The 22,060-nt window shown below is 65.6% G+C and carries 23 protein-coding genes; 17 read left to right on the top strand and 6 right to left on the bottom strand.

Features of this window, described 5'->3' with window-relative positions:
- The first annotated feature begins 137 nt into the window (after nucleotides 1-137).
- Nucleotides 138-377 (top strand): hypothetical protein, encoded by a 240-nt coding sequence (locus tag VS93_RS08735; protein ID WP_156184734.1) that lies wholly within the window; start codon nucleotides 138-140, stop codon nucleotides 375-377.
- Between the two features lie 245 nt (nucleotides 378-622).
- On the opposite strand, the gene VS93_RS31280 is transcribed toward VS93_RS08735, so the two are convergent.
- From VS93_RS31280 to VS93_RS08715, 4 genes are all read right to left on the bottom strand, one after another.
- On the bottom strand, nucleotides 623-1,207 hold the full coding sequence (locus tag VS93_RS31280) for a tetratricopeptide repeat protein (protein ID WP_269082817.1): 585 nt from the start codon (nucleotides 1,205-1,207) through the stop codon (nucleotides 623-625).
- 14 nt (nucleotides 1,208-1,221) lie between these two features.
- On the bottom strand, nucleotides 1,222-2,673 hold the full coding sequence (locus VS93_RS31275) for an NB-ARC domain-containing protein (protein ID WP_052745615.1): 1,452 nt from the start codon (nucleotides 2,671-2,673) through the stop codon (nucleotides 1,222-1,224).
- A 36-nt stretch (nucleotides 2,674-2,709) separates the two neighbouring features.
- Nucleotides 2,710-3,099, bottom strand: a complete 390-nt coding sequence (locus VS93_RS08725; protein ID WP_156184733.1) for a hypothetical protein — start codon at nucleotides 3,097-3,099, stop codon at nucleotides 2,710-2,712.
- A 451-nt stretch (nucleotides 3,100-3,550) separates the two neighbouring features.
- Nucleotides 3,551-4,432, bottom strand: coding sequence for a hypothetical protein (locus tag VS93_RS08715; protein WP_156184732.1), 882 nt, complete (start codon nucleotides 4,430-4,432; stop codon nucleotides 3,551-3,553).
- Nucleotides 4,433-5,981: 1,549 nt separating this feature from the next.
- Between VS93_RS08715 and VS93_RS08710 the strand changes: the two genes are divergently transcribed.
- The 12 genes from VS93_RS08710 to VS93_RS08665 all read left to right on the top strand — a co-directional run bounded on the left by VS93_RS08710 (nucleotide 5,982) and on the right by VS93_RS08665 (nucleotide 18,367).
- Complete coding sequence (locus VS93_RS08710) at nucleotides 5,982-6,497, top strand: hypothetical protein (RefSeq protein ID WP_046469466.1); 516 nt, start codon at nucleotides 5,982-5,984, stop codon at nucleotides 6,495-6,497.
- A 145-nt stretch (nucleotides 6,498-6,642) separates the two neighbouring features.
- Nucleotides 6,643-6,975, top strand: coding sequence for a hypothetical protein (locus tag VS93_RS08705; protein WP_046469465.1), 333 nt, complete (start codon nucleotides 6,643-6,645; stop codon nucleotides 6,973-6,975).
- A gap of 111 nt (nucleotides 6,976-7,086) precedes the next feature.
- Nucleotides 7,087-8,214: a hypothetical protein gene (locus tag VS93_RS26805; RefSeq protein ID WP_052745614.1), complete on the top strand. Its 1,128-nt coding sequence runs from the start codon at nucleotides 7,087-7,089 to the stop codon at nucleotides 8,212-8,214.
- Nucleotides 8,215-8,261: 47 nt separating this feature from the next.
- Complete coding sequence (locus tag VS93_RS26800; protein WP_052745613.1) at nucleotides 8,262-9,440, top strand: hypothetical protein; 1,179 nt, start codon at nucleotides 8,262-8,264, stop codon at nucleotides 9,438-9,440.
- Nucleotides 9,437-10,549 carry a replication-relaxation family protein gene (locus tag VS93_RS08695; protein WP_082126731.1) on the top strand — a complete coding sequence of 371 codons (1,113 nt, stop codon included), beginning with the start codon at nucleotides 9,437-9,439 and terminating at the stop codon, nucleotides 10,547-10,549. The genes VS93_RS26800 and VS93_RS08695 overlap by 4 nt, the downstream gene beginning before the upstream one ends.
- A gap of 7 nt (nucleotides 10,550-10,556) precedes the next feature.
- Nucleotides 10,557-11,765, top strand: a complete 1,209-nt coding sequence (locus VS93_RS08690; protein WP_046469464.1) for a ParB/RepB/Spo0J family partition protein — start codon at nucleotides 10,557-10,559, stop codon at nucleotides 11,763-11,765.
- Nucleotides 11,762-12,244, top strand: coding sequence for a hypothetical protein (locus VS93_RS31270; RefSeq protein WP_236700424.1), 483 nt, complete (start codon nucleotides 11,762-11,764; stop codon nucleotides 12,242-12,244). Before VS93_RS08690 ends, VS93_RS31270 begins: the two co-directional genes overlap by 4 nt.
- 331 nt (nucleotides 12,245-12,575) lie before the next feature.
- On the top strand, nucleotides 12,576-12,878 hold the full coding sequence (locus VS93_RS31260; protein ID WP_236700427.1) for a hypothetical protein: 303 nt from the start codon (nucleotides 12,576-12,578) through the stop codon (nucleotides 12,876-12,878).
- Nucleotides 12,875-13,222 (top strand): hypothetical protein, encoded by a 348-nt coding sequence (locus VS93_RS08680; RefSeq protein WP_046469463.1) that lies wholly within the window; start codon nucleotides 12,875-12,877, stop codon nucleotides 13,220-13,222. Before VS93_RS31260 ends, VS93_RS08680 begins: the two co-directional genes overlap by 4 nt.
- Nucleotides 13,223-15,760, top strand: coding sequence for a hypothetical protein (locus tag VS93_RS08675; protein WP_046469462.1), 2,538 nt, complete (start codon nucleotides 13,223-13,225; stop codon nucleotides 15,758-15,760).
- 2 nt (nucleotides 15,761-15,762) lie between these two features.
- The gene (locus VS93_RS08670; RefSeq protein ID WP_046469461.1) at nucleotides 15,763-17,886 is read left to right on the top strand and encodes a hypothetical protein; all 2,124 of its coding nucleotides are present in this window, start codon (nucleotides 15,763-15,765) and stop codon (nucleotides 17,884-17,886) included.
- A 19-nt stretch (nucleotides 17,887-17,905) separates the two neighbouring features.
- Complete coding sequence (locus VS93_RS08665) at nucleotides 17,906-18,367, top strand: hypothetical protein (RefSeq protein WP_046469460.1); 462 nt, start codon at nucleotides 17,906-17,908, stop codon at nucleotides 18,365-18,367.
- Between the two features lie 177 nt (nucleotides 18,368-18,544).
- Here VS93_RS08665 and VS93_RS08660 read toward each other — a convergent pair whose 3' ends face one another.
- Both VS93_RS08660 and VS93_RS08655 read right to left on the bottom strand, forming a co-directional pair.
- The gene (locus VS93_RS08660; protein WP_046469459.1) at nucleotides 18,545-18,733 is read right to left on the bottom strand and encodes a DUF397 domain-containing protein; all 189 of its coding nucleotides are present in this window, start codon (nucleotides 18,731-18,733) and stop codon (nucleotides 18,545-18,547) included.
- Nucleotides 18,726-19,541, bottom strand: coding sequence for a helix-turn-helix domain-containing protein (locus VS93_RS08655; RefSeq protein ID WP_046469458.1), 816 nt, complete (start codon nucleotides 19,539-19,541; stop codon nucleotides 18,726-18,728). The genes VS93_RS08660 and VS93_RS08655 overlap by 8 nt, the downstream gene beginning before the upstream one ends.
- A gap of 202 nt (nucleotides 19,542-19,743) precedes the next feature.
- On the opposite strand from VS93_RS08655, the gene VS93_RS08650 reads away from it, so the two are divergent.
- The 4 genes from VS93_RS08650 (at nucleotide 19,744) to VS93_RS08640 (ending at nucleotide 21,966) form a co-directional block, all read left to right on the top strand.
- Entirely contained in the window at nucleotides 19,744-20,262 is a 519-nt protein-coding gene (locus tag VS93_RS08650; RefSeq protein ID WP_052745612.1) for an ATP-binding protein, read from the top strand.
- Nucleotides 20,263-20,890: 628 nt separating this feature from the next.
- Nucleotides 20,891-21,205 (top strand): NUDIX domain-containing protein, encoded by a 315-nt coding sequence (locus VS93_RS33315; protein ID WP_394298804.1) that lies wholly within the window; start codon nucleotides 20,891-20,893, stop codon nucleotides 21,203-21,205.
- The gene (locus VS93_RS08645) at nucleotides 21,192-21,473 is read left to right on the top strand and encodes a hypothetical protein (protein WP_052745611.1); all 282 of its coding nucleotides are present in this window, start codon (nucleotides 21,192-21,194) and stop codon (nucleotides 21,471-21,473) included. The genes VS93_RS33315 and VS93_RS08645 overlap by 14 nt, the downstream gene beginning before the upstream one ends.
- Nucleotides 21,474-21,516: 43 nt before the next feature.
- Entirely contained in the window at nucleotides 21,517-21,966 is a 450-nt protein-coding gene (locus VS93_RS08640) for a hypothetical protein (protein WP_046469457.1), read from the top strand.
- The last annotated feature ends 94 nt before the right edge of the window (nucleotides 21,967-22,060 follow it).

Here is a 22,060-nt window from a genome sequence, read left to right as displayed (position 1 = left end):
CAGGGCAGGGACCCCACGGATTTTCTCGAGGTTTTTCTCTCGCCGTTGAATCGCTTGCTGCCGTGGGGTGGTGGGGCCGAAGCGACCTACAGCCCGGCATCGTCCGGGCTGTGGCCCTTTACCGCTGAAAGGTTGTCATGACCTCCTTTGGAGACGCTCCTTCTGCCCGCCTGAGCATGCGCCTGGCTTTGGTGTTGTCGATGAGCTGTGTCTGCACCGGGGTAGCGGCGGTGCTGACCTGGTTGTCTGGCCGCCATATTGCCGAGGCGGTCCTCGCTGGCCTGGTGGTGTTCGCCAGCGCCTTCCGGTTCTTCGACTCGCTGATCGCCCACCCCCACCAGGGGCGCACTCCCCCTGAAGGCCACAAGCCCGAGTAGGCCATCACAGCTCGGGGCTCTCAGAAGGCTTCCTCAAGGGCGCTTGGGGGCGGCTCAGGCGTAGCGGGAAAAGCCCAGAGCGGGTGGCCTCGGGGGCGAGGCCCCCGCCGCGGTCACATGGCCGGGTTGGATCCGGTGGGCGTCCCCCAGCTTTTTTCGTTGCCCGCCTGGTACGCGTCGGCCACACCCTGCAGTGACCCTCTGGCCGTCTGGCCAACCGGGTGGCCCGCGGACCCTCCCAGAAGTCAGCCCCCATCCCGGCCAAGGTCTCGCCGGATCTTGGCCAGCAGCTCTTGGGCGATGGCCCCCCGGTGCTCATCACCGGTCGCCTCATACAACTCCACCGCCCGCTCCACCGCCGCAACCGCCTCACCCACCCGACCGCTGCCGTGCAGGGCGAGGCCGAGGTTGTTCCATGCCCTGGCTTCGCGGTGGCGGTCGCCCAGTTCGGCGAAGGTGTCGCGGGCGTAGGTGTGAGCCTCGATCGCCTCGCCAAACCGCGGCACCCAAAGCAGGGTCAAGCCGAGGTGGTACCACGCCCTGGCTTCGCCGTGGCGGTCGCCCAGTTCGGCGAAGGTGTCGCGGGCGTAGGTGTGAGCCTCGATCGCCTCGCCAAACCGGCGCACCTGCCGCAGGGCCAAGCCAAGGCCATTCCATGCCCTGGCTTCGCCGTGGCGGTCGCCCACCTGCTGGCAGTAGGCGAGGTCGTGCTGGTGGGCGTCGATGGCCTCCTCAAATCGCCGCACCCGACGCAGGGCGTTGCCGCGGTTGGTCCACGCCCTGGCTTCGCGGTGGCGGTCGCCTTCTGCGTAGGCGGTGGCCTGGGCGATGCGGGAGACCTTCGCTAGGTCCTCGAAGTAGCGCCCTCGGTCCAGGTAGGTGGCCAGATGCAGGGGCAGGTCGATGGCCGCGGTGGTGTGGCCGGCCGCCCGCGCCGCTTCGACGGCGGCGAGCAGAGTGGGGTGTTCGGCCTCCAGCCAGGCCAGCGCCTCGTCGTGGTCGGGGAAGGCCTCGGGCACGGCATCGCCGGGCAGGGCGCGCAGGTGGGCGTCGGCGTCACGCGCGGTGGTGGTGTAGAAGTCCAGCAGCCGGTGCAGGGCCTGGTCGCGGTTGGCGGGGGTTTGGTGGTGGCGGGGGTTTGGTGGTGGCGGGCGTAGTCGGTGAGCAGGTCGTGCATGGCCCACCGGTCGTTAGGGCGGGCGATGAGCAGGTGGGCCGCGGCCAGCACCTCCAGCACCTCCAGCACCTCCAGCACCTCCAGCACCTCCTCTGCGTCGTCTTTGTCCAGGCCGGTGAGCACCGCGGCCGCCCGGGTGGAGGTGGCAGGGCCCGGCGCGGCCCCCAACAGAAGGAACACCTGGGCTTGCTGCTCGGTGAGGTGGGCGAAGGAGGCGTCGAAGACCGCGCGCACCCGGTCCAAACGCTTCAGGCGGGCGGTGCCGCTTAGGCGGGTGGCCAGCCGGGAAGGCCCCAGGTGTGGGGAGCGCACCAGCACGGCCGCAGCCACATCAAGGGCCAGCGGCAAGAACCCGCACACACCGGCGAGCTCATCTAGCCCGGTGGTGTCTTCACCGCGCGCGTCCTCGGGGTGGTTGATCTGCAACGCCCGGACAAGCAGTTCACGCGCTTCCTGGGGGGTCAGGACGTCGAGGTCGAGGTGGCGAGCCCCGGTCAGGGCGAGCCGTTCGCGGGAGGTGGCCAGCAGCCGGTGCCCGCCCGGGCCGGGCAGCAGGGGGTGGACCTGGGCGAGGGTGGCGGCGTTGTCGGCCACCACCAGCAGCGGGCCGCCCCGCTGGGCGGCCACCTCCGCCAGCTGGGAGCGATACAGCGCGGCCCGCGGGGAGGTCTGGGCGGGGATGTGTGCCGGGGCCACCCCCAGGGCGCGCAGCAGCGCATCCAATGCCTGGTGCGCGCTGACCGGCTCGGCGTCGGGGGTGTAGCCGCGCAGGTCTACCCACAGCACCCCGCTGAACCACGCCTTGGCGCGTGCGGCGGTGCCGGCCCTGGCGGCCAGCGCGGTCTTGCCCACCCCGCCCATTCCGGCCAGCGCCGAGATCACCACACCCCCCGATTCCCCGGCGGCGTTGGCAGAGGTGGGGTCCAAGGCTGCGAGCAGTTCGGTCAGCTCCTGGGTGCGGCCGGTGAAGCCGGCCGGAACCGAGGGCAGGGCCTGCACCGCCTGGGGGGCGGGCCCGTAGTGGTGTTCGTGGACGACTTTCTTACCAATGGCATCACCACCGGCGGTGATGTCGTGCATGTGGATGGAGTCGCCGGCGGGCTCAGGCGCGGCGGGCATGGGCGGCTCCGCATCGGTCGCAGGGGACAGGGGGGTTCAGGTGTCGGGGTTGGCCGGGCGCTCTTCCTTGCCCACGACGTCCCCTCCGGCCTGGACCCCTTCGATACGGATGCGGTCGTTGCCCACACCGCCGGATCCGGGGGGCGCCTCGGGGTCGCGGGGTGGGGCGGCCAGGCCGCGCTTGCCGGTGACGCCGCCCTTAGTCACGACCTCGGTCAGCGTGATGTCATCACCGCCCACCCCACCGCCGGGGGCCGGGTGGGCGGCCAGGCCGCGCAGGATCCACCCGCCACCGATTACCCCCGCCCCCACGATCGCCGCGACCCAGCTGGCGAACTCCACATCCTGGCGCCACAGCGCCAGTGCCACCGCGGCGAAGACCGCCACCCCACCCAGTACGTACATCACCCGGGAAAGAACCGACATGACCAAAGTGTGCCCACTAAGACCCGGCGGCGGCAGCCCAAACGGAAACGGCAGCGGGGCCACCCCCGGCCGCTGTCTGTAAAACGATCGATTCTCGGACAGGCGAGGGCATAGGAACGCCCCCGTCGGTCCTCCGGCGGGGGCTCTTGGCCTCATCTACCTGCCGATGTACCGCTCGACGGCAGCCACCATGAGCAGCACAACCAGGAAGATGAGGACCGAATCGACAACACTCGGGTCCATGGGCGGCCTCTTCCTCTCGATCTCCCACCCTCGAAAGGCGTGGGACGAGACCGTCGATGTGTGCGCAGAGCGCGATGACATCGACGGGCGCCAGGGGATAGGCGCGGAAGGGAGTGACTCCCCTACATCTCATATGACGACCTGGCCGATGTGCTGGTTCCGCGCCTGCGGTTGGCAGCACGTTCGTTAACGGCCTTGGGGCTTTTGTTCAGTGCGGGATCGCCGCGCCAGTGACCTCCACCCGCACGCCAGGGTAGCTCTCCTTGAGGCGCTCGCTCAGGCGCACCATATGCACCGCCACCAGGTCGGCATAGCGCACCGCGGGCAGCTCCTCCAGCTCCAGTTCCTGGCCGTCGTCCCACTCGCCCTCCAGGGCGATGTCGGCCAGGGGCACCCCGTCGATGTCGTGCCCAGCGGGCCGCGTCGGGTGAGCCTTCACCCTCAGCACGCGTCCAGCGTAAGGGCCCTGTGCGGTCGTGCCCGGGGCAGGCTCGGGGTGGGCCTGACTGTGTTCAAGTGGGCGCTGGCGCCGTAGCGGCCAGCGGCGCGGCCAGGCGCTCCGGGGAGCGCTGCCAGGCAGGTAGGGCTGTCCGTCGGGCCGCCGGGCGGCGCGTGTCTGGCGCAGCCAGTTGTCCAGAGTGCTCGGAAACTCGGCCCGCTGCCCGGGGACATCGTTGACCACCGTCAGACCGTAGACGGCGCACAGCGCGCGGCGCGGGTCCAGCCCATGGTGGTGGGCGCTCTGGTAGATCAGCGCCACGGCGCGCGCCCGTTGGTAGACGTCCCGGGTGCCGACCGGGGTCGGCACCGATGCGGCCAGCAGGTCCAGGAAGAGGTTTCCGCTGCCATGCCCTCCGGCCGCCTCGGCCAGGCCCACGATCGCACGCCGCGCGGCCCGGTCGGCACTGGGGCGGTCGGCGTCGACCGGGTCGGGCTCCTCGGGCGGGATGTCGTGGATGATCCACCGGCCCTCGAAGTCGCGCCGGGCGCGTCCGGTGCGCCAGTCCATGGGGACCTCGGCCTCCCAGCCGGGCCAGCCGGCGATGTCGCCGACCCGCACACCGGCGGTCGACACCCTAAGCGAAGTCATGTTCACCATGTCCGCAGTATCGCGCCCCGGCCTCTACGCGGGAGACGAGTCCCAGAAAAACCGCTCTGACCTAGGAAAACAAAGATTGGGGCCATCGCGGAGAGCAGGCCGGCAGCGAATGTGCCGCCATGGCGATCGACAAGACGAACCGGACGTGCCCGGACTGCAACGGCTCCGGTGCCCACCCCACGACTCGCGAGGTCTGCGAAATGTGCCAGGGGGAGGGGGTGATTCCCCGGTAGCCCTGTCGGAGGTGCCCTGCCCGGCCGGGCAGGGCACCACGCCCAAGCCGCTCTACACGCAGCCAGTATCCGACGTTTGCACGATCAGTTATCTACGTCACGGAGAGTACAGATCACTCGATCACCGACTCCTGCCAGTCCCGAAGGCCAGGAAGCCCCTGCGGTGTCACAACTCCCGATGCGTCTTCCTTCCTGGTTCTTGAAGCGCTGAACAGCAGCGCAGGGAGTCAATGCAGGGGCTGATCGCCAGCAGATTCTTCGCCTTGAGGGTGGGCGGGAGGGGAAGTCGGCAGGAGGAGGCTGTGGAGCAGGCATCTTTCGAGGCCTCGCTCTGAATGGAACAGGTAAGTTTCCTGAAACGCCGATCCCAGTTAATTGATTGCTCCACTCCCTCGGGCATACAGGCCTTCTGTGCCTTGTTGAACCTGTGGCCCTTCGATTATTTGTCCGGAACTTCAGACATTACTTCACTCGGAATTTCGAAGAATGCTTCAAAGAGCACTTCAATGAACACTTCAGACATTACTTCATTCGGCAACCAAAGAGGCGACTCCCAAGGCCTTGCCAGCAAAGGAGGGGACGTGGTTCTGGAATCTGCGACATCTCTCTCTCAGTGCCCGTCGGTTGGCATAGCCGCCCCGCCTGTCCTGCATGAGAGGGCACTCGGGCGCGGCTTGGCCGCGCCGGATGGGCTCAGTGCGCCGAAGGCGCTCCACTCTCTCCTTACAGCAGACGTCCTCATGCCGGTGATCGCGATAGCTGGTGCGGCAGCGGCTGCTTTGATCGCGGTTCTACTGATCCGTCATTTCATCATCAAAAGATCGCTCTCCACACGCGTCGAGTACGAACTCCTTCCCTCGTCTACCTTCGACCCAACCCAGGAAGAGACCCAACGCTTCGCCCTGCAGCTGACCCGCACGAGGCCAGCCGAGTCGCGCATGCGCCCGAGGCGGGCGGCAAGCGTGCGGATCACGCTGGCGACCGACGATGACGGCAACCTTGGATTCACCCTCTCCGGGCCTCGTCAAGCCAGCTCTGTGCTACGCCACCCGACATATAGCCAGGTTGAGATGCGCGCCCTACCCGCTCGGGGTGAAAGCATTTCAGGGTCTTTCAACCACCCCGGATAAACATCCCTACTTAGACGTTCCTCTACTCCGGTGTTAGCCGGATCCGGTTGTGTCACACTTGATAATAATGTATTATTAGTATCAGAGATTGAGGAGGGAGGATCTCCTTGATCGCAGATTGGGGGTCGAGGGGAGAGACGACCCCCAAGGTCCGAGAACCCCAGAGGAGAAGCGAAAATGATCGTCTGGAATATGGCCGGAGAGTCCGTTGTGTGCGTCCACGCCATCGTCGCGTCCTCAAAGGAGGGATGGCATGGCCAGCTCTTCGGGATCGACGCTCCGACCGCCACCGCGGTGGACTTTAAATCGGCGCGCGTGGACCTTGCTTCGCAGGTGTGGAAACTGATCCAGGGCGGAGAAGTCTCCGTCCCGATGACCGCCATCGAGAAGGTTCGGGTCTATGCGCACACGGTCTTCGACTTCCCTCGGAAGGGGGATTTCTCCGGCGCCCCGGTCACGGTTCAGGCCGTCGCTGATCTCACCCCCGAAGGATGGATGGCTGGAACCGATTCGCCCTACGCGGGGTTGGGCGAATGCCTGGGGAAGGGCGGAACCTTCGCCGAAGCGCGCGACACCCTAGCCGACAACCTGTTGATGGCGCTGGAGGTCGGGGTCGAAGCGGTTCCAGACGACTGGAGTGGACTGAAGCTGGTGATGAAGACTCGCAAGAGCTACGAGGTCGCATCACTGTAGCCCTCGCGGACAACGCGCCGCGTGCCGGTCTTGGGAGAGACGGCACGCGGCGCTTCCATGTCGTCCGAGAACCGCGCGAAAACGCGGAGGAAGACTGTGCCACTCTAGAACACGAGGCGCGCCGGGATGGCGATCTGGCGCCCTCATGGAAGGGGTGCATCGTGGCTGGACGCCACTGTCCATCCCGCTGAATGACGGTGACGAACTGCTCAACGCTGCTGCCGTGGCCGAGCATCTCGGGATCAAGTGGGGTACGTTGCTCGCTCACCTTGGTCAGCGTGAGACGGCCGCACGACCGTTTCCCGACCCTGAGGACGACCCCGTCGCCTTGATCGTGGCGGATGAAGAGGTCGCAAAGGCTGTGCGGAAACTGCTGTCGATGGCGGGAAACAAGCGCAGTGAGGGCGTGCCTCAGGTCTGGCGCAAGAGCCGCATCGATACGTGGGACAGCCAGCGAATCCGCCGCCGCCCAACCTGACCTCCCGATGCCTGCGGCAGGGCCTTCGAAGTTCGGCCCGCCCGCTCTGTCACAGCTCTGCGCTTTTCACTCTTTCCTCCTGCCATGGAGTCCACGACATGGGGAAGAGGTATGGCGAACCAAGAGGTGGAAGACATCGCCCTTCGGGAGGAACCGGCCACAGAAGGCCGACGGACTGAGTCATACGAGCAGGAGCGGCCGGTGCATGTGGCGCGGGCGGAACTCGTCCTCGCCGCCGATGAGACGCATTGGCTGCGGAATCTACCCCTGAAGCCCGACCCGCTGCAGCAGGTTGCCGCCGCTGTCCACGATGTGCGCCCCGAGCTCGGGGAACGAGCGGAGGTCTACATCGATCTTTTGCCGTTGACCCCGGCACGCATGGCCTATTTGCGCCGCCAGGCGAACGCGCGTGTGGCCGGCGGTCGCGGAGGCATGGGTGGATTCTTCTCAGAGCTGGGCAAGGAACTCGGTTCGTTCGGCTCAGAGCTTCTCAATGAGTTCGTTCCCGGGGGAGCCCCGGGTCCTGCTGGGCCCGTCCGCCAGACATCTCCCGGTGAAATGTCCCCAGCAGGTCGAACGACCGCTCCGGTGTTGACGAAGTTCGACCTGAGAGAGCCGGCTTTTGAGGTCCAGGTTCTTCTGAGAACACAATCTGAGATCCCTGGGCGGGCTCAGGCGCACCTGCACCAGCTCCAGGCGGCCTTCGACGCCTGGAAGGCGGAGAATTACTGGCGTGCTGCTGGGTTCAACCTCGGTTTCATCCACATCGGAGCCGACTGGTGGCCTTGGCGCCGCAGTTTCGACCGCAGGTTGCGCACCGGCCTGTTCCGCCCGCGCAAGACCAACCTGTTGACTGCCTCGGAGCTGGCCGGGCTGCTTAAGCCACCGACGCGGCACTGCAGCCATCTGAACGTGAAGCGCTCAGGGGGCGTGGTGCCCCCACTACCGCGCGAGCTGCCGGTCTACACCGGCCAGGCCGATGTCCTCCCGATCGGCTATGCCACCGGCCCCGACACGCTGGAACGCCTCTACGGCATGCCCCTGGAGGATCTGTTCTTCAGCTTCCGAATCGGCAAATCGCGCTACGGAAAAACAGAGACCGCCCTGGTCCAGGCGGTGGCCCTCGCGCTCGCCGGGCACGGTGTGTGGTTTTTGGATCCGCATGCCGACGGCTGGCGACGTGCGGCCCCCCTCCTGACTCAACACAGGTCCTGGGACGGCTCTGGGAGATCGATCTGACCGAACGCGGCGATGACTCGAGAATCGCGGGCTACAACCCCCTGTCCATGCACGGGCTCAGCGTCGAACACGTGGAGGACAAAGTCGATGCCGTGGTGACGGCCATCGCCTCAGCGCTGTCGTGGGGAGATCAAGCATCCCGTGCCCGGACGATCCTGACCAAGGCTGTGGAGACCTTGTGTCACCTGGCCCTGCGGCTGCCTGCTGACGTGGCGCCCACGCTCTTCCAGATCCCCACGCTGCTGCACGACAAGACCTGGCGGGACACGGTCGTCCAACCGTTGCCCCGGCACATCCAGACCTACTGGGAGAACATCTACGAGAAGTACCCCGCTGAAGCCACCCCTACGGTCACCAACGTCATCGACCGTCTGAGATCCAGCCGGACCCTCTCGGCGTTCTTCGGTTCCAGCGTGAGCACCTACGACGTGCGCGTGGCAATGGACCAGAGCAGGGTGGTGTTCCTGTGTACTCCCGGCGGCGACATCGACCGCCTGCTCGCCTGCTTCCTGACCTATGACCTGTTCAGGGCCGGCCGCAGTCGTGCCGACCTCCCACCGGAGCAACGTATCCGCTTTGACGCCTTCATCGACGAGGTGACCGCCGTCGACGGTGCCTCCAAGGGGTATCTGGCCGCGATCTTGGAGCAGCTCGGCAAGTACGGGGTCAGGCTTCACGCGATGACCCAGATGGCCCAGCGCCTGACGAAGACCACCCGCGACGCGCTCCTGCAGAACCAAAGCTTGCTGTCCTCCACCGCTGGCGAGATCGATGCCGTTCGCGTCGTGACGCGGCAGTGGCAACGCCATGTCCACCCTGACACGCTCCTCGACCTGCCGAGGTTCCACCACATCGTTTCCGCCACCGTCCGCGGTCAGACCACCACGCCGTTTCGGGTCCGCGGTGCGGTACTGGATGAACTCTTCGCCGAACAGAACCGGCCAGACCGGCTCGATATGCAGCAGAAAGCGATCGACACCAACCTCAGGCGCCGCCGGATACGTGACGTACTCGACGACCTCGAGACCTTGGACGAGCGCATCCTCAGCGCCGTGTTGGAGCGAGCAGCCAAGCCCAGTAGTCCGAATGTCGACCATGCTCACCGAGGCGACACAGTCGCCCACGGAGGTGGGAAGCGCCCAGCAGAGGGCCGCTTGGCCGGCAACAGCGACAACTCAATCGCGATAACGGCCGAGGGCGAGTGGGAGAGGAACACCACGAGATGACGACCAGACCGACGGATGAGGCTGCTGAGCTTGCCTCCGCCACCCAGGCCCAGACAGGAGCCGACCTCGCGCTGAGCCCAGCTGCGGCACATGTCCTCCACCTGCTGTACCACCACCGTTTGCTGAAGACCCGGCACGTGCACGAGATGGCGACTCCGCACGCGAAGTGGACACGCCAGGTGCTGTTCGTGTTGAACCAGCTGCACCAGGCGGGCCTTGCCGGTCGGGTGAACTTCCGGGGCACACGAAAAGACAGCCTCTGGTACGCCACACCTGACGGCGCAGCCGTCGTCGAGCTCAGCGGTGATATCCCAGGCCGGGCCTACCGGATGGACCGCCAGCGCGCCAGCGGCCCCTTGCGCCATCATGCGCTGGCCGTTGTCGACACCGGTCTGGCCTTCCTGCGGCACGGGCGTCGACGCGGCGATGACGTCGATCCTTTCGACTGGTCACCAGAGATCGCCCACCGTATTCGCAGCGGCAACGGGCCCTTTGAAACCACCCACCTCGTCTCCGATGCGCTGTTGCACTACCTGCTCGTCGACGCGAAGAGGAAGCAGCGCGCTCAGATGCAGTTCTTCCTCGAAGTCGATCGCGCGACCATGCCGTTGCCGCGCCTGGCCGCAAAGGTCACCGCTTACGCCTCCTACTACGACTACGTCCCCGAGCCAACGAAAGCCTCCCATTCTCGACGAAGGGGCTCGCCCAGACCTGCGTGGCGTATGCGCTACAACCGGTTCCCCAGGGTGCTGATCATCTTGACCGGCGCGCGCCCGCAACGCTTGGAGCACCGGCGGCTCGATCTGGCCGCGCGCCTCCAAGAGAACCCCTACCTCGCCAGTGAGCGCTCCGGCTTCCAGGTCGGCGCCACCACCTTGGAGCAGTTGGAGGAGTACGGCCCGACTGCGGAGATCTTCTTGCCGCTGCTCGCCCCTCATCTGGCTACACCGACTTCACGCTCACACCCAAGACATGAGGACGCAGCCGGAAGCGCTGTGCGGCGAACCGCGCTCCCAGAGGTTGAGGCCATAGCTGCGCGGGGGAGGCTGTCACAAGCCTCCCCCGCCTTGCCTTTCCAGGGGCATGGTTGCAGAAGTCGAATCCTCTGACGGGCTAATGGCCTTGCTCGATTCACCGCGCCTGCGGCAGCGCCGCTTCGATTCCATTCCGCTGCGCGGGCTCGGTTCGGCGGCTACCGAGGTGCAGGGGCGCCGGCCCGGAGATTCCACCACGCCCGCGGAGCTGTCGGAGCTGATCAGCTCGATCAGCACCGTGGGGGTGCTCCAGCCCGTGCTGGCCGAGGAGGTCCAGCAGGACGATGGCCCACCGCGCCTGCTGCTGGTGGCGGGGGAGCGCCGCCTGCTCGCCTGCCGATGGGGGGCGAGCCATATGCCAGACAATCCCCATTTCGAGGCGCTGCCGGCGATTATCTGCCCTGGCCCGCTCAGCGCGGAGGAACGGCGGGTGTGGCAGATCGTGGAGAACCTCGCCCGAGAACCCCTGCGTCCCGGAGAGCAGGCTGCGGCGCTGCTGCTGCACCGTTGCGCGGTGCTCACGGGCAAGCTCTTGCGCGCAGGCCTCCCGATCCCGGCAGAGGTGTATGGGATCGAGGATCCGGTCGAGCGCTGGGAGGCCCTGGAGCGCATCCGGGGCCAGGACCCAAGGTGCGCCGCTTCGTGGCCCGAAGTCCTACGCCGGATCGGTCTGCAGCTCTCCCCACGCAAGGCGCGGCAACTGGTCGCGGCGTTCAAGGCGCTGCCGCGACACATCTCCGAAGAGATGGACGAGGAACGGGTTCGTCTCCACACCCGGATCCGGTTCGGCCAGTTGATGGCCGGGCGCCGGGAGGCCGCAGAAGGGATCTGGGCCGCGGTCAATGCTCGCAAGCAGACCACGCTGCTGCCATCGGCCGTCCAGGCCGCCATCGACGATCCCACCGCCTCGGCACAAGAGGCACTCGATCGGGCCGAGCAGCGCCACCAAAGAGCCAACGACGCCCGCTCCCATGCGCTGTCTCGAACCGCCACCGCGGGGCTTCCTGCCGAACTCGCGCGAGCGTCCCAGGAAGACCAGCAGACATACCGGTCCTCCGAAGAGCTCTCCGCCCTGGAGGATGACGGCGCTGAGGAGCGCCAGGCCACTCTTGAGCCTGCGCATGTGGACGAAGGCACGCGAGCGGCTGCTGAGCAGTGCCTGATCGCGCTGCGAGCGCTCTGCGCCCACCTGCGGGAGGATGCTCGGCTCGACCGCTACACGAGCGGATCACTGCGCCTGCTCCTCGACGAAGTGCGTCCCCTTCTCAACACCGCCGAGGATGACTCGTGACACGCATCGATCTGCCCATGCCCACTGCGGCCCTGCCCTTGCCCGGCCGCGGTTGCGACTGCACCCGTTGCGCCTTCTGGACTGGTGAGGACGGAGCTGGTGGCCCCGCCACGGTCGAGCCGCTGTGCTCGGGCTGCAACACCGACTGCTCCTACTGCGGATGCGCCAGAACCGAGGCCGACGCGCCAGCCGGGGTGTGCGGAACCTGTCCCATCCGCTGCCCCTCCCGCGACAACATCGCCGCCTGGATGGCCGACGTCGGCGGCACCCTGACCTTCGACGACATCGAGATCGAGCCGCAGCTTCCCGCAGGCCTGCCCACCTACATCCCCCAAACGGACGGGACCGGCATCGACGACCTCGACGCGCACCTCAACTGGCCGGCTACGCCATCGGGCTGCGTCGGATCTTCTCTGCCAACAGCTATGAGATCTACCAGCGCTGGGTCGATGCCAGCGCCCACGACCTCCTGGGACTGAAACCGGGCCAGCTCGCCGTACTGAGCGGGTACGGCGAGGACCCCTTGGTCGAGGCGTTCTGGACCCGACGCCGCCGCGACGGCCTGATCGAGCGCATCGCCGAGCAGGGATGGGATCTGGTGCTGGCCTGCAACTACAGCGTCTACGGCAACTGGCCCCGCGCCGAGCAGCTGCTCAACATGCGGCGCTCACTGATCGTGGCCTCGGAATTCGCCGAGGCTGGGCTGCCGGCTGTGCCCAACGTCTACTGGTTTCGCCTGGAGGACTTGAAGCGCTGGGGCGAGTGGATCACCGACGCCACCCGCCAGCGATCGCGATCAACGCCCAAACCATGCGCACCACCGAGGACTGGCAGAGCTGGCTGCTGCCCGGTCTTCACTGGCTGGCCAGGGAGATCCCCGCGACCCTCCCGGTCATCATCACCGGCCTGTCGCGCCCCAACCGCATCGCCACAGCAGTCGACCTCTTCGGTCACCGGATGGCCCTGGTCAACACAACCGCCCAGTCCTATGGCCTGCACGGCGAGGTCATGGGGCCCAACGGCCGCCAGCAAGTCCACGCCAAGACCAGCGACGCATTCCGCTCCTCCGTCGCCTACTTCGCCTCCCTCATGCCCACCCGGAGCCTGACATGACAGACGACGACCCTGTTCTCACCCGCCGACTGTTCGTCCTGCTCACCTGGGCCCCCGCGCTTGGCGCAGCGGTCGAGCCGGTCGGGGTGCTCGCGGTCCAGCACATCGGCGGGGCGCTGGAATCCGCCGTGTCATGGGTGCCGCTTACCTACGGGGCCTCTGCTGGGTGGCGCCAGCGCCTCGATGCCGCTGAGCATACCCCCGAAACGCTCAGGGCCTGGCTGGACGGCAGCGGTACCGATCAGCTCATCGAGCTGGCGCCGTGGTCGGCGCCAGCAACTGAACATCTCGCGGAGGAAGCACTCGATCGCCTGCTCACCGGCTCGATCTGGGAGGAGGACTAAGTGGGCTCCGGCGGGAAGACAACGCACGCGACCTATGCCACGGCACCCACTGCAGAAGAGCCCGCCCCGGATGCAACCGAGCTCCTTGCGGCCGGCGGCGACAACGGGCAATGGAAACCGCAGCAGGCGGAGTTTGAGGAGGCCATCGACTCCCTCAAAGAGCTGGCGCAGGGGGTTGGAGCTCACGCCCTCGAGAACCCCTCCGATGACGCACTGGGCTCCTGGTATCAGGATTTCCAGACCGCCACCGCCCACGCGTGGACCCAACTCGAGACGATGGGCCAGGCCGAAACCCCCAACGAACCCTTGATCGAGGAGGGAGCGGCCTTCCACGGCGCGGTCTCTGATGCGCTCAACTCGCTGACACCTGAGGAGCTCAAGGAGCTCGCAAAGGCGCAGGGGTTCGAACACCCTGAGCTGGTCGGGATTACCACCCAGGACGGGAAGCCACATCCACTCTCGGTGTGGCTGAGCCCGATGAGCGAGGACCAGGTCAAGGAGCGCATCCAAGCCAAGGCCCTCGAACGGTTCGCCGCATTGTGCGCGGGCGAGAGCGTAGCGGGATTGAGCTACTCCGACATCGAACCTCCCAGCGCACAGCATGGGACCTGGACGGCCACACCCGAGCAGATGGACACGCTGACCGCCCAGGCTCAGGAGCACGCCTCGGGCTACCAAATGGCTGTGGGGAACGAAGCGGCGGGACAGCAGCTCGCCGCGCTGATCGAGACCGAGAACCACCTGGTAACGGCTTACTGCCCTGCCAAAGACAGTGGGTCGGTCGCTGCCTTGAAGGCCCAGAGCACCGCCAAGGTCGATGCGGTCTTGGAGAAGATCTCACCGTACTCGCCGGCGTTGCACCCCGCCTTGGAGGCGGCCAAGGCCGCCGGGAAGCTCACAGACGAGCAATGGGCAGTCCTGTCGATGCAAGCAAGCCTGCGGCTGGCGCGCGACTCCACCCCCAGCAAGGAGAAGGAAAACCTCGAAGAGACAGCGCACCAGCGGATGGCCCAGCTTATGGCGCTGAAATCCGCCTACGCAAAAATCACCCAGTACATCGACCCCGCAGAAGGAGGACTCCAGCTCCCTGAGAACCTGAGTGTCAATGACCCGGATTCGATCTCTGAAGTAGCCGGATTCGCTCACGCAGCAAATGAGTACGTTCAAACGAAAGTCGACGTCTTAGAGTGGTTCCCCGGGGCGCCGATCAACTTCTCTAGCGCAACTCAGGATATCGGAGTATCACCAGAAGAACTGGGCCTCCAAAACGATTACATTAACTTGACTGACAAGTTCACCAAGTGGGCCAACAAGAAGGATACCAAGGCGCTGAAGCAGGTCGCTGGTCAGCTCGGCCTTGAAGGGGATTCGGGCGTCCACGTATACGACGCCAAGAAGTGGATCGCGGCGCAATGGGACCTGGGGCTTGACAAGGAGGAGATCAAGAAACACATCGTCGCCAAGAAGCAGAAGGCAGCTGACAAGAAGTCGAAAGGGAGTCCTGAAAGCGGCGGGGAAATGGCAACAAGCGGTGCGGCACAGGAGCAGAAACCCTCCTCCAAGCCCGTGGCCGCCGAGACACCGCAGAAGACGGGGTGGGCCGGTAAGCACGCCAAGCTCGTCCAGGCGCTGCAGCAGCACGGAGCCCTCTGGACCGAGCTTCCCAAACCGGTCGACCCCACGATCGTCGCCAACCACGACTTCGGGCAAGGGACATCCGGGGGCGTCCTCGGCGGAGTGCACACCAAGTCCGTGCACACAGGCCCGGACGGCAACAAGTGGATGTTCAAACCCGACCACCAGGCCAAAGGAGCCAAAGCCTCGGCCGAAGCCGCCGCCTCTTCGATCTTCGCAGCGGCAGGGGTACCGGCCGTACCGGTCTACACCGCCACGATCAACGGGAAGAACGGCGTCGTCCAGCCCTTGGTGCCCAACGCCGTGCAGCTCTCGCCCGATACCAGCTCATGGACCCAGAGCGACATCGACGCACTGGTGCGCGCGCACGTGGTCTCCTGGACCATCGGCGACCACGACGGCAACCACGCCAACATCATCAAAACGCCCGCAGGCGGACTCGTGCCCGTTGACGCGGGCCAGGCATTCAAATACTTCGGAAAAGACAAGCTCGCAACCGACTACCACCCCAACGCCAAGTACGGATCCCCCCTGCCCGCCCATCATCAAGCCTACAAAGGCTACAAATCTGGTGAGCTCGCGAAGGGGGTGAAAATCAATCCAGCGGTTGCCCATCCAGTGATCGCGAATATCGAGAAGATCCCGGATTCTCAATGGCGCGCGATGCTGCACTCTGCCGCTCACCAAGGCGCTAAGAGCAGCGAAATCTCATGGGTCCCCACCATGCGCAAGCAGGCCGCGAATAAACATGGAATCCCAGAGAAATCTGTGTCGACAAATCAGATCGCCGATGCGTTCCTCGACCATGCCTGCGAACGCAAGAAAAACCTGCGCTCTGCGTTTACTAAATTCTTCGAAGATCTTGGGGTCGACGGTGTCGCGGCCCTGAAGTACGGAGCCTGAGCATGGGCAGCGGAGGAAAAACAACGCACCAGACCTACCAGACCGCCCCGACCGCAGCGGCCATCCAGCCAGAAGAGTCAGATCCGGTTCCTCCTTCCGGCGAATCCGCAGAGCACTTTGACGAAGGTGTCGCCACCGCAGCGGGCGCATCCGGCGCCGAGGACATTCCCCTCCTTGAGGAGGAAAGCGACGAGTCGAGTGGCTCCGAGGTCGAAGAGCAAGCATTCCAGCAGGAACCAGAGGACGCGGCACCGGCGGCCGAGGAGAACGCGGAAGCGCTCGCCGATCTGTACATCGAGCCGCCGCCCGATGTGGTTACCCCGATTCCCCAGACACCCCCCGAAGGCGCCGCGGCCGGAGTCCCGGTGCTGGTGGGGGGCGCCGACCTGGTCGACTCCACCGCCACGCTCGTCTCCTATACCGATCCTGAGGGGAAAGACCCGCGCGAGGTGCTGCTGACCACACTCAACGAACAAGCCGAGGACAAGCTCTTGGAGGCACTCGCCGTGAACGAGCCGACACTCGTTCCCACACAGGTTGAGGAGGAGGTCACTGGACGGCTGCCCGTCGACGAGGACAAGCAGCTCTACGAGCTCGTCGCCAAGGTCGCCAAGAGCGTGAATCACAAGCTCAAGAACAACGAGGTCCCGATCCCCCAGCACACCAAGGAATACCTGGCGACGGCGCAGACGGCAATCCAGGAGGTATGGAACAACCCGGAGAGCACCCAGGCCGAACTGACCATGGCCGCCTACTACAGCAACTGGCTCGGCGACATCAGCCACAAGATCGACACCGCAGGCGCGCAGCCCTACGACGAAGGCGGCAAGGTTCCCTTCGTCTCCCCCTATGAGCACAGCGGCACGACCACTGTCACCAAGATGGTGCCAGCGCCCGAAGAGGACCCGGGCTCGGGGCTGTCGGCCAGTATCCGTGACGCCAGCCGCATCCACCCCCAAATCGACACAACCACTGGCACGACCTCCTGGGACGGCAAGAGCCGCTCCAAGGCATGGGGGAAGGAATACCTCATCGACATGGGCGAAGGATGGAGCGCTGTCTACCGCCCCTACAGCCTCAACGACCCTTCCACACACGAATACACCCTGCGCGGTCAACTGGAGGTGCATGCACCGCAGGGCGCTGGGAACGGCGAGGAGATGGTCCGCCGGCTCGGCGACCTACACCTGGTCAACCGAGCGATGACACACGCCGAAGGCGAATGGACCTACCTGAAGAACAACATCGAGGCGCAGAAACTCGGTAGCAATCCGAAGATCAAAAAAGCCCTCAACCAAGCCAACGCACTCGAAGAGGCCCAGCTCCAAGAGCTGTTCCACACCCACGCACACCAGGCGGTAGGGCTCGACCAGGACGGGCTGACCAAGCTCGCCAAGGAATGGCAAATCGAAGCCTCGGCCGCCTGCCTTCCCGCGCAGGTAAAGGTGATCCGAGAGGCGGTCGCTCAGGCGACCGGACACACCGACGGAGCTGGGCTGGCCGCCAGCCCAGGATACGACCCGGCCCCCCGAGCCTCGGGCGGATGGCTCACCTGGGGCCGCTTCGATGTGGGCAACCAGCAGCCCGCGATCGAGTCGGCCTGGAAGGGCAGGAGCCTCGTCCACGAGGTCAGCGGAGGAAATCTCGCAGAACTCCTGGCCACAGGCGTTCTCGCCTCGACCGAGCGCCGCAGCGCCATGGGGATCACATCCGGTAAAGGAATGAGCGAAGGATCCGACAAGATGTCGGGAGGCGCGAACTCCGTCTTCACCCGCGTCCGGAAAACCTCATCGATCGGCCCGGGCGCACGCCTGGTCTGGGATGACCCGCCTCGCCTACTCAACAACACCTCGATCTACGGCTACAACAGCGACCACTTCGGAGCGCTCAATCCCGAAGGCCACCACTCCATGAACGGGTTGACCAAGGACCCGATGAAAATGGCCGACTTCAATGCCTCCGACAACGAGATCATGTTCCGCAACGGCCTCGATCTCCTGGGCGCCGAAGCACCGTCTCGCATCCTCTGCGGTAGCGCACAGGAAAAGCAGCAGGTGCTGTCCCTGCTGAAGAAGCGAGGTATCACCCACCTCGCAGGCAAGCCCGTCGACCAGGTTGTCAAGTAGAGAGGTCCTGAGAGCGACTATGGACTGGCAACAGCGCCTGGCCGGCCTCCTGGCCGGGGGGCACAGCGATACGGGAGATTCCACAGACGCCGGGGCGCAACTGGTCGTCTGCGACGAGGAGGGCAGGGAAGTCTTCCGCGCGGCCCTCGCGCGCCACTACCGCATCGATGACGACGATCCCACGCTGCTGTGGATCCGCCCCATCATCCCCGGAAGCCCGGACCGGACCACAGGGCTGCGAGTCTTCAACCTCAATGTGAGCAGGCGCCGCGCTTTGAAATGGAGCAAGGTGAGCGTCACTACTACAGGCATCAGCTTCAGCCTGGTGACCGGCCAAAGCGCCGTGGTGCAGCCTGCCACAGGCGCCGAGCTCTCCGAGCTGCACGCATGGGATACCTTCGTGCTCCTTGTGCTGACCTCCCACGAAGAACGCGCGCTGGAAGCCCTGGACGGCGATACCTGGACGGGAAGGTTTTCCTGACTCGCCTGGGAAAGCCGACTGGCCGCACGCAGGCACCGCCTTCCGCGCGCTTGCCATTGGCCGGGGACCTCGCTCAGCAGCCAACGTTTAAGAAGGCGTGCGGGGGCGGCAAACGGTGGGACCGACGTGACGTGGTGGGGCTTCCTCCGGCTGTGCAGCACCACAGTAGGGCAGGGGTTACAGGTGGTCGGCCTTGACCTCTCGCAGGAAGAAGGACCACTCAGCTGTGTTGAAGTCGAGGTGACCGAGCTGGCGGTTTTGGGTGTCCCGTACCCTAACGACCTCGGGTCCTTCGGCCACTTCGACGCAGTTGCCGCCGCTGCCGTTGCTGTAGCTGCTCTTGTGCCACTCGCGCGTGCTAGCCATCGAGTTCTCCCTGTACCTCCTTGATCAGATCGGCACTTTTCTGGGGTGAAAGTGCCTCCGCCTGGAGCGCCCCGAAGATGGTGGCACACTGCCGGACCTGATCCGCATCATCGATGATCTGATCGTCTACCACGTACTCGGCGGACGCGATGGTCGGGCGGTCCTGGAACACATAGACCCGGAAGGGCCCGGAGAGGCCAGGATGGAACCTGACGTCGCGCGGCACCACTTGCAGGCGAAGCTTTCGCTGCTCCACCAGCGTCAGCAGGTGGTCGAGTTGCGCCTTGGCGATGTTCACGTCTCCGATCACGCGGCGGATGACTTCCTCATCCAACACCATCCAGATTAGCGGGCGGTCACCTTGGTCAAGAAGAGCCTGCCGCTTGACCCGGCCCTCCACCAGACGCTCGATCGACTCTTCGTTATCCCAGGGGCGGGTGCTGACGAAGACCGCACGAGCGTATTCCGGGGTCTGCGCCAGGCCGGGAACCAGGGCGTTGTGGAATTCATGCAGCTCAAGTGCAGTGCGTTCCAAATCGAGGAACTGGCTGAAACCCACAGGGAACGCGCCCTGGTTATTGCACTGATGCCACAGGCGCTCAAAGGCCCCTCCCGTATCAAGGACGGCATCAAGTGCCTGGGCATGCTCGAACCGTGGAGTCTTCGCCCCGGTCTCGATGTAGGACAGCATCGACGCGGACAGAGCGATTCTTCCGGCGAGCTGAGCCTGGGAAAGCCCCGTACCTGACCTGCGTTTGCGCACTTCAGCGCCAAATCGGTGCCACATAGGGCCGGGGGTGCGACTCATGTGTTACCTCCACTGCGCCTGCCTCGTCCATGTTTTTTGACACTTGATCACTAGAGGACCACCTTTCGCCACCCAAATTGAATACTTGTGACTGTCCGTTGGTGGCCATAGCGAATTCTGCCTGAATCGGGCCAGGGTGTTGGCCATGCATCGATGACCGAACGCCACCAGGCGGCGTCGCGAACGAAGGACGGTAAACGAGATGCGACCAGCTGTAGCCAGAAATGAGGGAGAGGGAGTTTCACCCCTGTTTCCCCAGCGCAGCGCGCCCCACCACGCAGCCCCGATCGATGTTCCCAACGACTTCTCGGCTGTTGCTCAGGGGCGCTGCGCCACATTCACCGGCCACCCGTGCAACGTCCGAGCAGCCCGACGCTGGGTCCGCTTCGCCCCTGGGCTGCACACCACCGAGAAAGACACCCTCGAACTGGTCATCTCCGAGCTGTTCACGAACAGCATCCGCCACTCCAAATCCGGCGACAACGGTCAGATCACGGTGGCGATCATCCGCGAGTCCGGCCGAGTCCAGCTCAAAGTCATCGACGAAGGGCCACGCGCAAAGGCCGCCTCAACGCCGCACCTGCGCCCCCTCGACCCCGCCAGCGACTGCGGCCGCGGGCTCTTCCTCGTACACGCCTACGCTCACCGCTGGGGCGTCATCGCCGATCGCCAGCACATGACCGTCTGGGTCGAACTCCTGCGCCAACAGGGGCAAGGGTGAGTCATGGCGTGGAGTAGCACGACGCGCAACAGTATCGAGACGCAGCTCGCCTCCAGAAGGAACTCGGTCCCCAACGGTGGATGATCCTCTGGGAGCCAGGCTCTCGCCGCTACTGGGCTTACCTCGTCGGGGCGACCACGGCCATATACCTCTCCGCACCGAGCGTCGACCAGCTCTCCCACACCATCGGAGAGGCCGAACGTCACTTGGCCCAATCATCGTGACCGCCATAGCGCAGAAACCCCAAGGCCCCGACCGTCGGGACTGGTTGTTCAACCGCGTCCTTGCTCGGAACGGCGTCGATACGCCAGGAAAACCTCAAGCCCCGGGACCACGTATCGACCAACGGAGGTCGCCTGGAGGTTCCTCAGGGCCGCTCATCATTCTTCCCTGGTTGAGCGGCCTTCCCAAGGGCTGCCCAGCCCTGGCCCCCTCGGGGCTGGGCAGCCATCGATCACCGCTTCAGGCCGGCACCTGTCGCTCTACGCGCTGTGTGCGCTCCGTTTTCCACACCAGTGCGTCAAGGGGTGCCCCGGGCCGAGAGGGGAAGACACCGCAACAGAGTCAGGCCACGAGCGGCCCTCGAACCTCCCAACCACCGGCCTGCAAGCTCTGTAACGTAGGGGATATGGAGGTCCCCCGCGAGCGGGAGCACAGCAAACCTGTGGGACGCCGCATCGACTATCTCAACGATCCCGCCGCCCCGAAGGCCAACAGCATCGTCCCCTCGGTGAACGTCGCGGTGTTCAACGAGGCCGGGAACCTGCTCATGATCCGTCGCGCCGACAACGGCAACTGGGCCTTGCCCGGCGGAGCCATGGACCCCGGCGAACGCCAGGCGTACGCACACCCCTTACGACACCGAAGTGCCAGAGGAGCACGAGACGCCTGCGCAGGAGCCGCAGGACGATGCGCACGCACACCTTCGGGTGGTCGAGCCTGATTCCTCCGAGCATGCGGAATTCGCCGAGGTATCGGGGGCGGATCGGCGCCCACCACGTATCCAGTGCGAGGCGTGGGCTTGGGCGCTGTGCTATCAGCGCGAGCACGGGTCTCTTCCCACCGGTAGGCAGATCGCCGAGGCACACAACCGCCGTGAGCGGTGGGGACGCATCGTCAAGGAGCGCGGCGAAGCAGGCCATCTGAGGGGCACACTCGGCGGCGTGGAGCACGACCGCGCCGCCGAACCCGCCTTGGCGAATGCCGAATGATCTCCGCGTCGGAAGGGCTACGTAACCGTCGGTTCTTCCCCACGTGCTGACTCGGCACCTGAAGCGGACCAAGCCCTTCCCGAATGCGCCCAAGGACGTCGCTACTGCCCTGGCGCTGCACTTCGATCGGCTCGGCCCCGTGCTCATCGCCCAGCCCACCAAGATCATGGCCCGTGCTGCCGCTAATGCCCTGGGCACAGCCCTGAAGCAGGAAGGCGCTCCAGAATTCGGCGTCTCGGATGATTCCTTCAGCTCCGACGTCTTACAGCGGCGCCGGGAAGCTTCTGCTGAGATCGGGCGACATATCGGTGAGGACCACGAACTGGCCGCCATGGTCCTGCAAGGCTACGCCTACCACCACTCCGAGGTTCCCCAAGCCGTCCGCCACTGTTTCGAGCGCGGCCTACCGCAGTGGCGCACTTCGGGTTCTGTGCGCCACCTGCACCTTGTCCCAGGGGATGAACCTGCCGACCAAGACAGTCCTCGTCCCTGACACCTGGCGCGGCCCAAGCAACCAGGTCAGCATCCGCGATTTCTGGAACACTGTCGGACGGGCTGGCCGCGCCGGGCTAGAGACCGAGGGCCAC

This window comes from Allosalinactinospora lopnorensis, from assembly GCF_000981225.1.
GTDB classification, from domain to species: Bacteria; Actinomycetota; Actinomycetes; order Streptosporangiales; family Streptosporangiaceae; genus Allosalinactinospora; species Allosalinactinospora lopnorensis.
The sequence above is the reverse complement of the archived record's forward strand: the minus strand, read 5'-3'. Positions and strand labels throughout refer to the sequence as shown.

Bases quoted from the DNA above. Each gene is read 5' to 3' on its own strand.
- VS93_RS08680 (WP_046469463.1), top strand. From the start codon at position 12,875: ATGACAGACGACGACCCTGTTCTCACCCGCCGACTGTTCGTCCTGCTC.
- VS93_RS08710 (WP_046469466.1), top strand. From the start codon at position 5,982: ATGATCGTCTGGAATATGGCCGGAGAGTCCGTTGTGTGCGTCCACGCC.
- VS93_RS26805 (WP_052745614.1), top strand. From the start codon at position 7,087: ATGGCGAACCAAGAGGTGGAAGACATCGCCCTTCGGGAGGAACCGGCC.
- VS93_RS08670 (WP_046469461.1), top strand. From the start codon at position 15,763: ATGGGCAGCGGAGGAAAAACAACGCACCAGACCTACCAGACCGCCCCG.
- VS93_RS08655 (WP_046469458.1), bottom strand. From the start codon at position 19,541: ATGAGTCGCACCCCCGGCCCTATGTGGCACCGATTTGGCGCTGAAGTG.
- VS93_RS31260 (WP_236700427.1), top strand. From the start codon at position 12,576: ATGCGCACCACCGAGGACTGGCAGAGCTGGCTGCTGCCCGGTCTTCAC.
- VS93_RS31275 (WP_052745615.1), bottom strand. From the start codon at position 2,673: ATGCCCGCCGCGCCTGAGCCCGCCGGCGACTCCATCCACATGCACGAC.
- VS93_RS08690 (WP_046469464.1), top strand. From the start codon at position 10,557: ATGGCCTTGCTCGATTCACCGCGCCTGCGGCAGCGCCGCTTCGATTCC.
- VS93_RS08665 (WP_046469460.1), top strand. From the start codon at position 17,906: ATGGACTGGCAACAGCGCCTGGCCGGCCTCCTGGCCGGGGGGCACAGC.
- VS93_RS08650 (WP_052745612.1), top strand. From the start codon at position 19,744: ATGCGACCAGCTGTAGCCAGAAATGAGGGAGAGGGAGTTTCACCCCTG.
- VS93_RS26800 (WP_052745613.1), top strand. From the start codon at position 8,262: ATGCACGGGCTCAGCGTCGAACACGTGGAGGACAAAGTCGATGCCGTG.
- VS93_RS08705 (WP_046469465.1), top strand. From the start codon at position 6,643: ATGGAAGGGGTGCATCGTGGCTGGACGCCACTGTCCATCCCGCTGAAT.
- VS93_RS08735 (WP_156184734.1), top strand. From the start codon at position 138: ATGACCTCCTTTGGAGACGCTCCTTCTGCCCGCCTGAGCATGCGCCTG.
- VS93_RS08715 (WP_156184732.1), bottom strand. From the start codon at position 4,432: ATGACTTCGCTTAGGGTGTCGACCGCCGGTGTGCGGGTCGGCGACATC.
- VS93_RS08660 (WP_046469459.1), bottom strand. From the start codon at position 18,733: ATGGCTAGCACGCGCGAGTGGCACAAGAGCAGCTACAGCAACGGCAGC.
- VS93_RS08725 (WP_156184733.1), bottom strand. From the start codon at position 3,099: ATGTCGGTTCTTTCCCGGGTGATGTACGTACTGGGTGGGGTGGCGGTC.
- VS93_RS33315 (WP_394298804.1), top strand. From the start codon at position 20,891: ATGGAGGTCCCCCGCGAGCGGGAGCACAGCAAACCTGTGGGACGCCGC.
- VS93_RS08695 (WP_082126731.1), top strand. From the start codon at position 9,437: ATGACGACCAGACCGACGGATGAGGCTGCTGAGCTTGCCTCCGCCACC.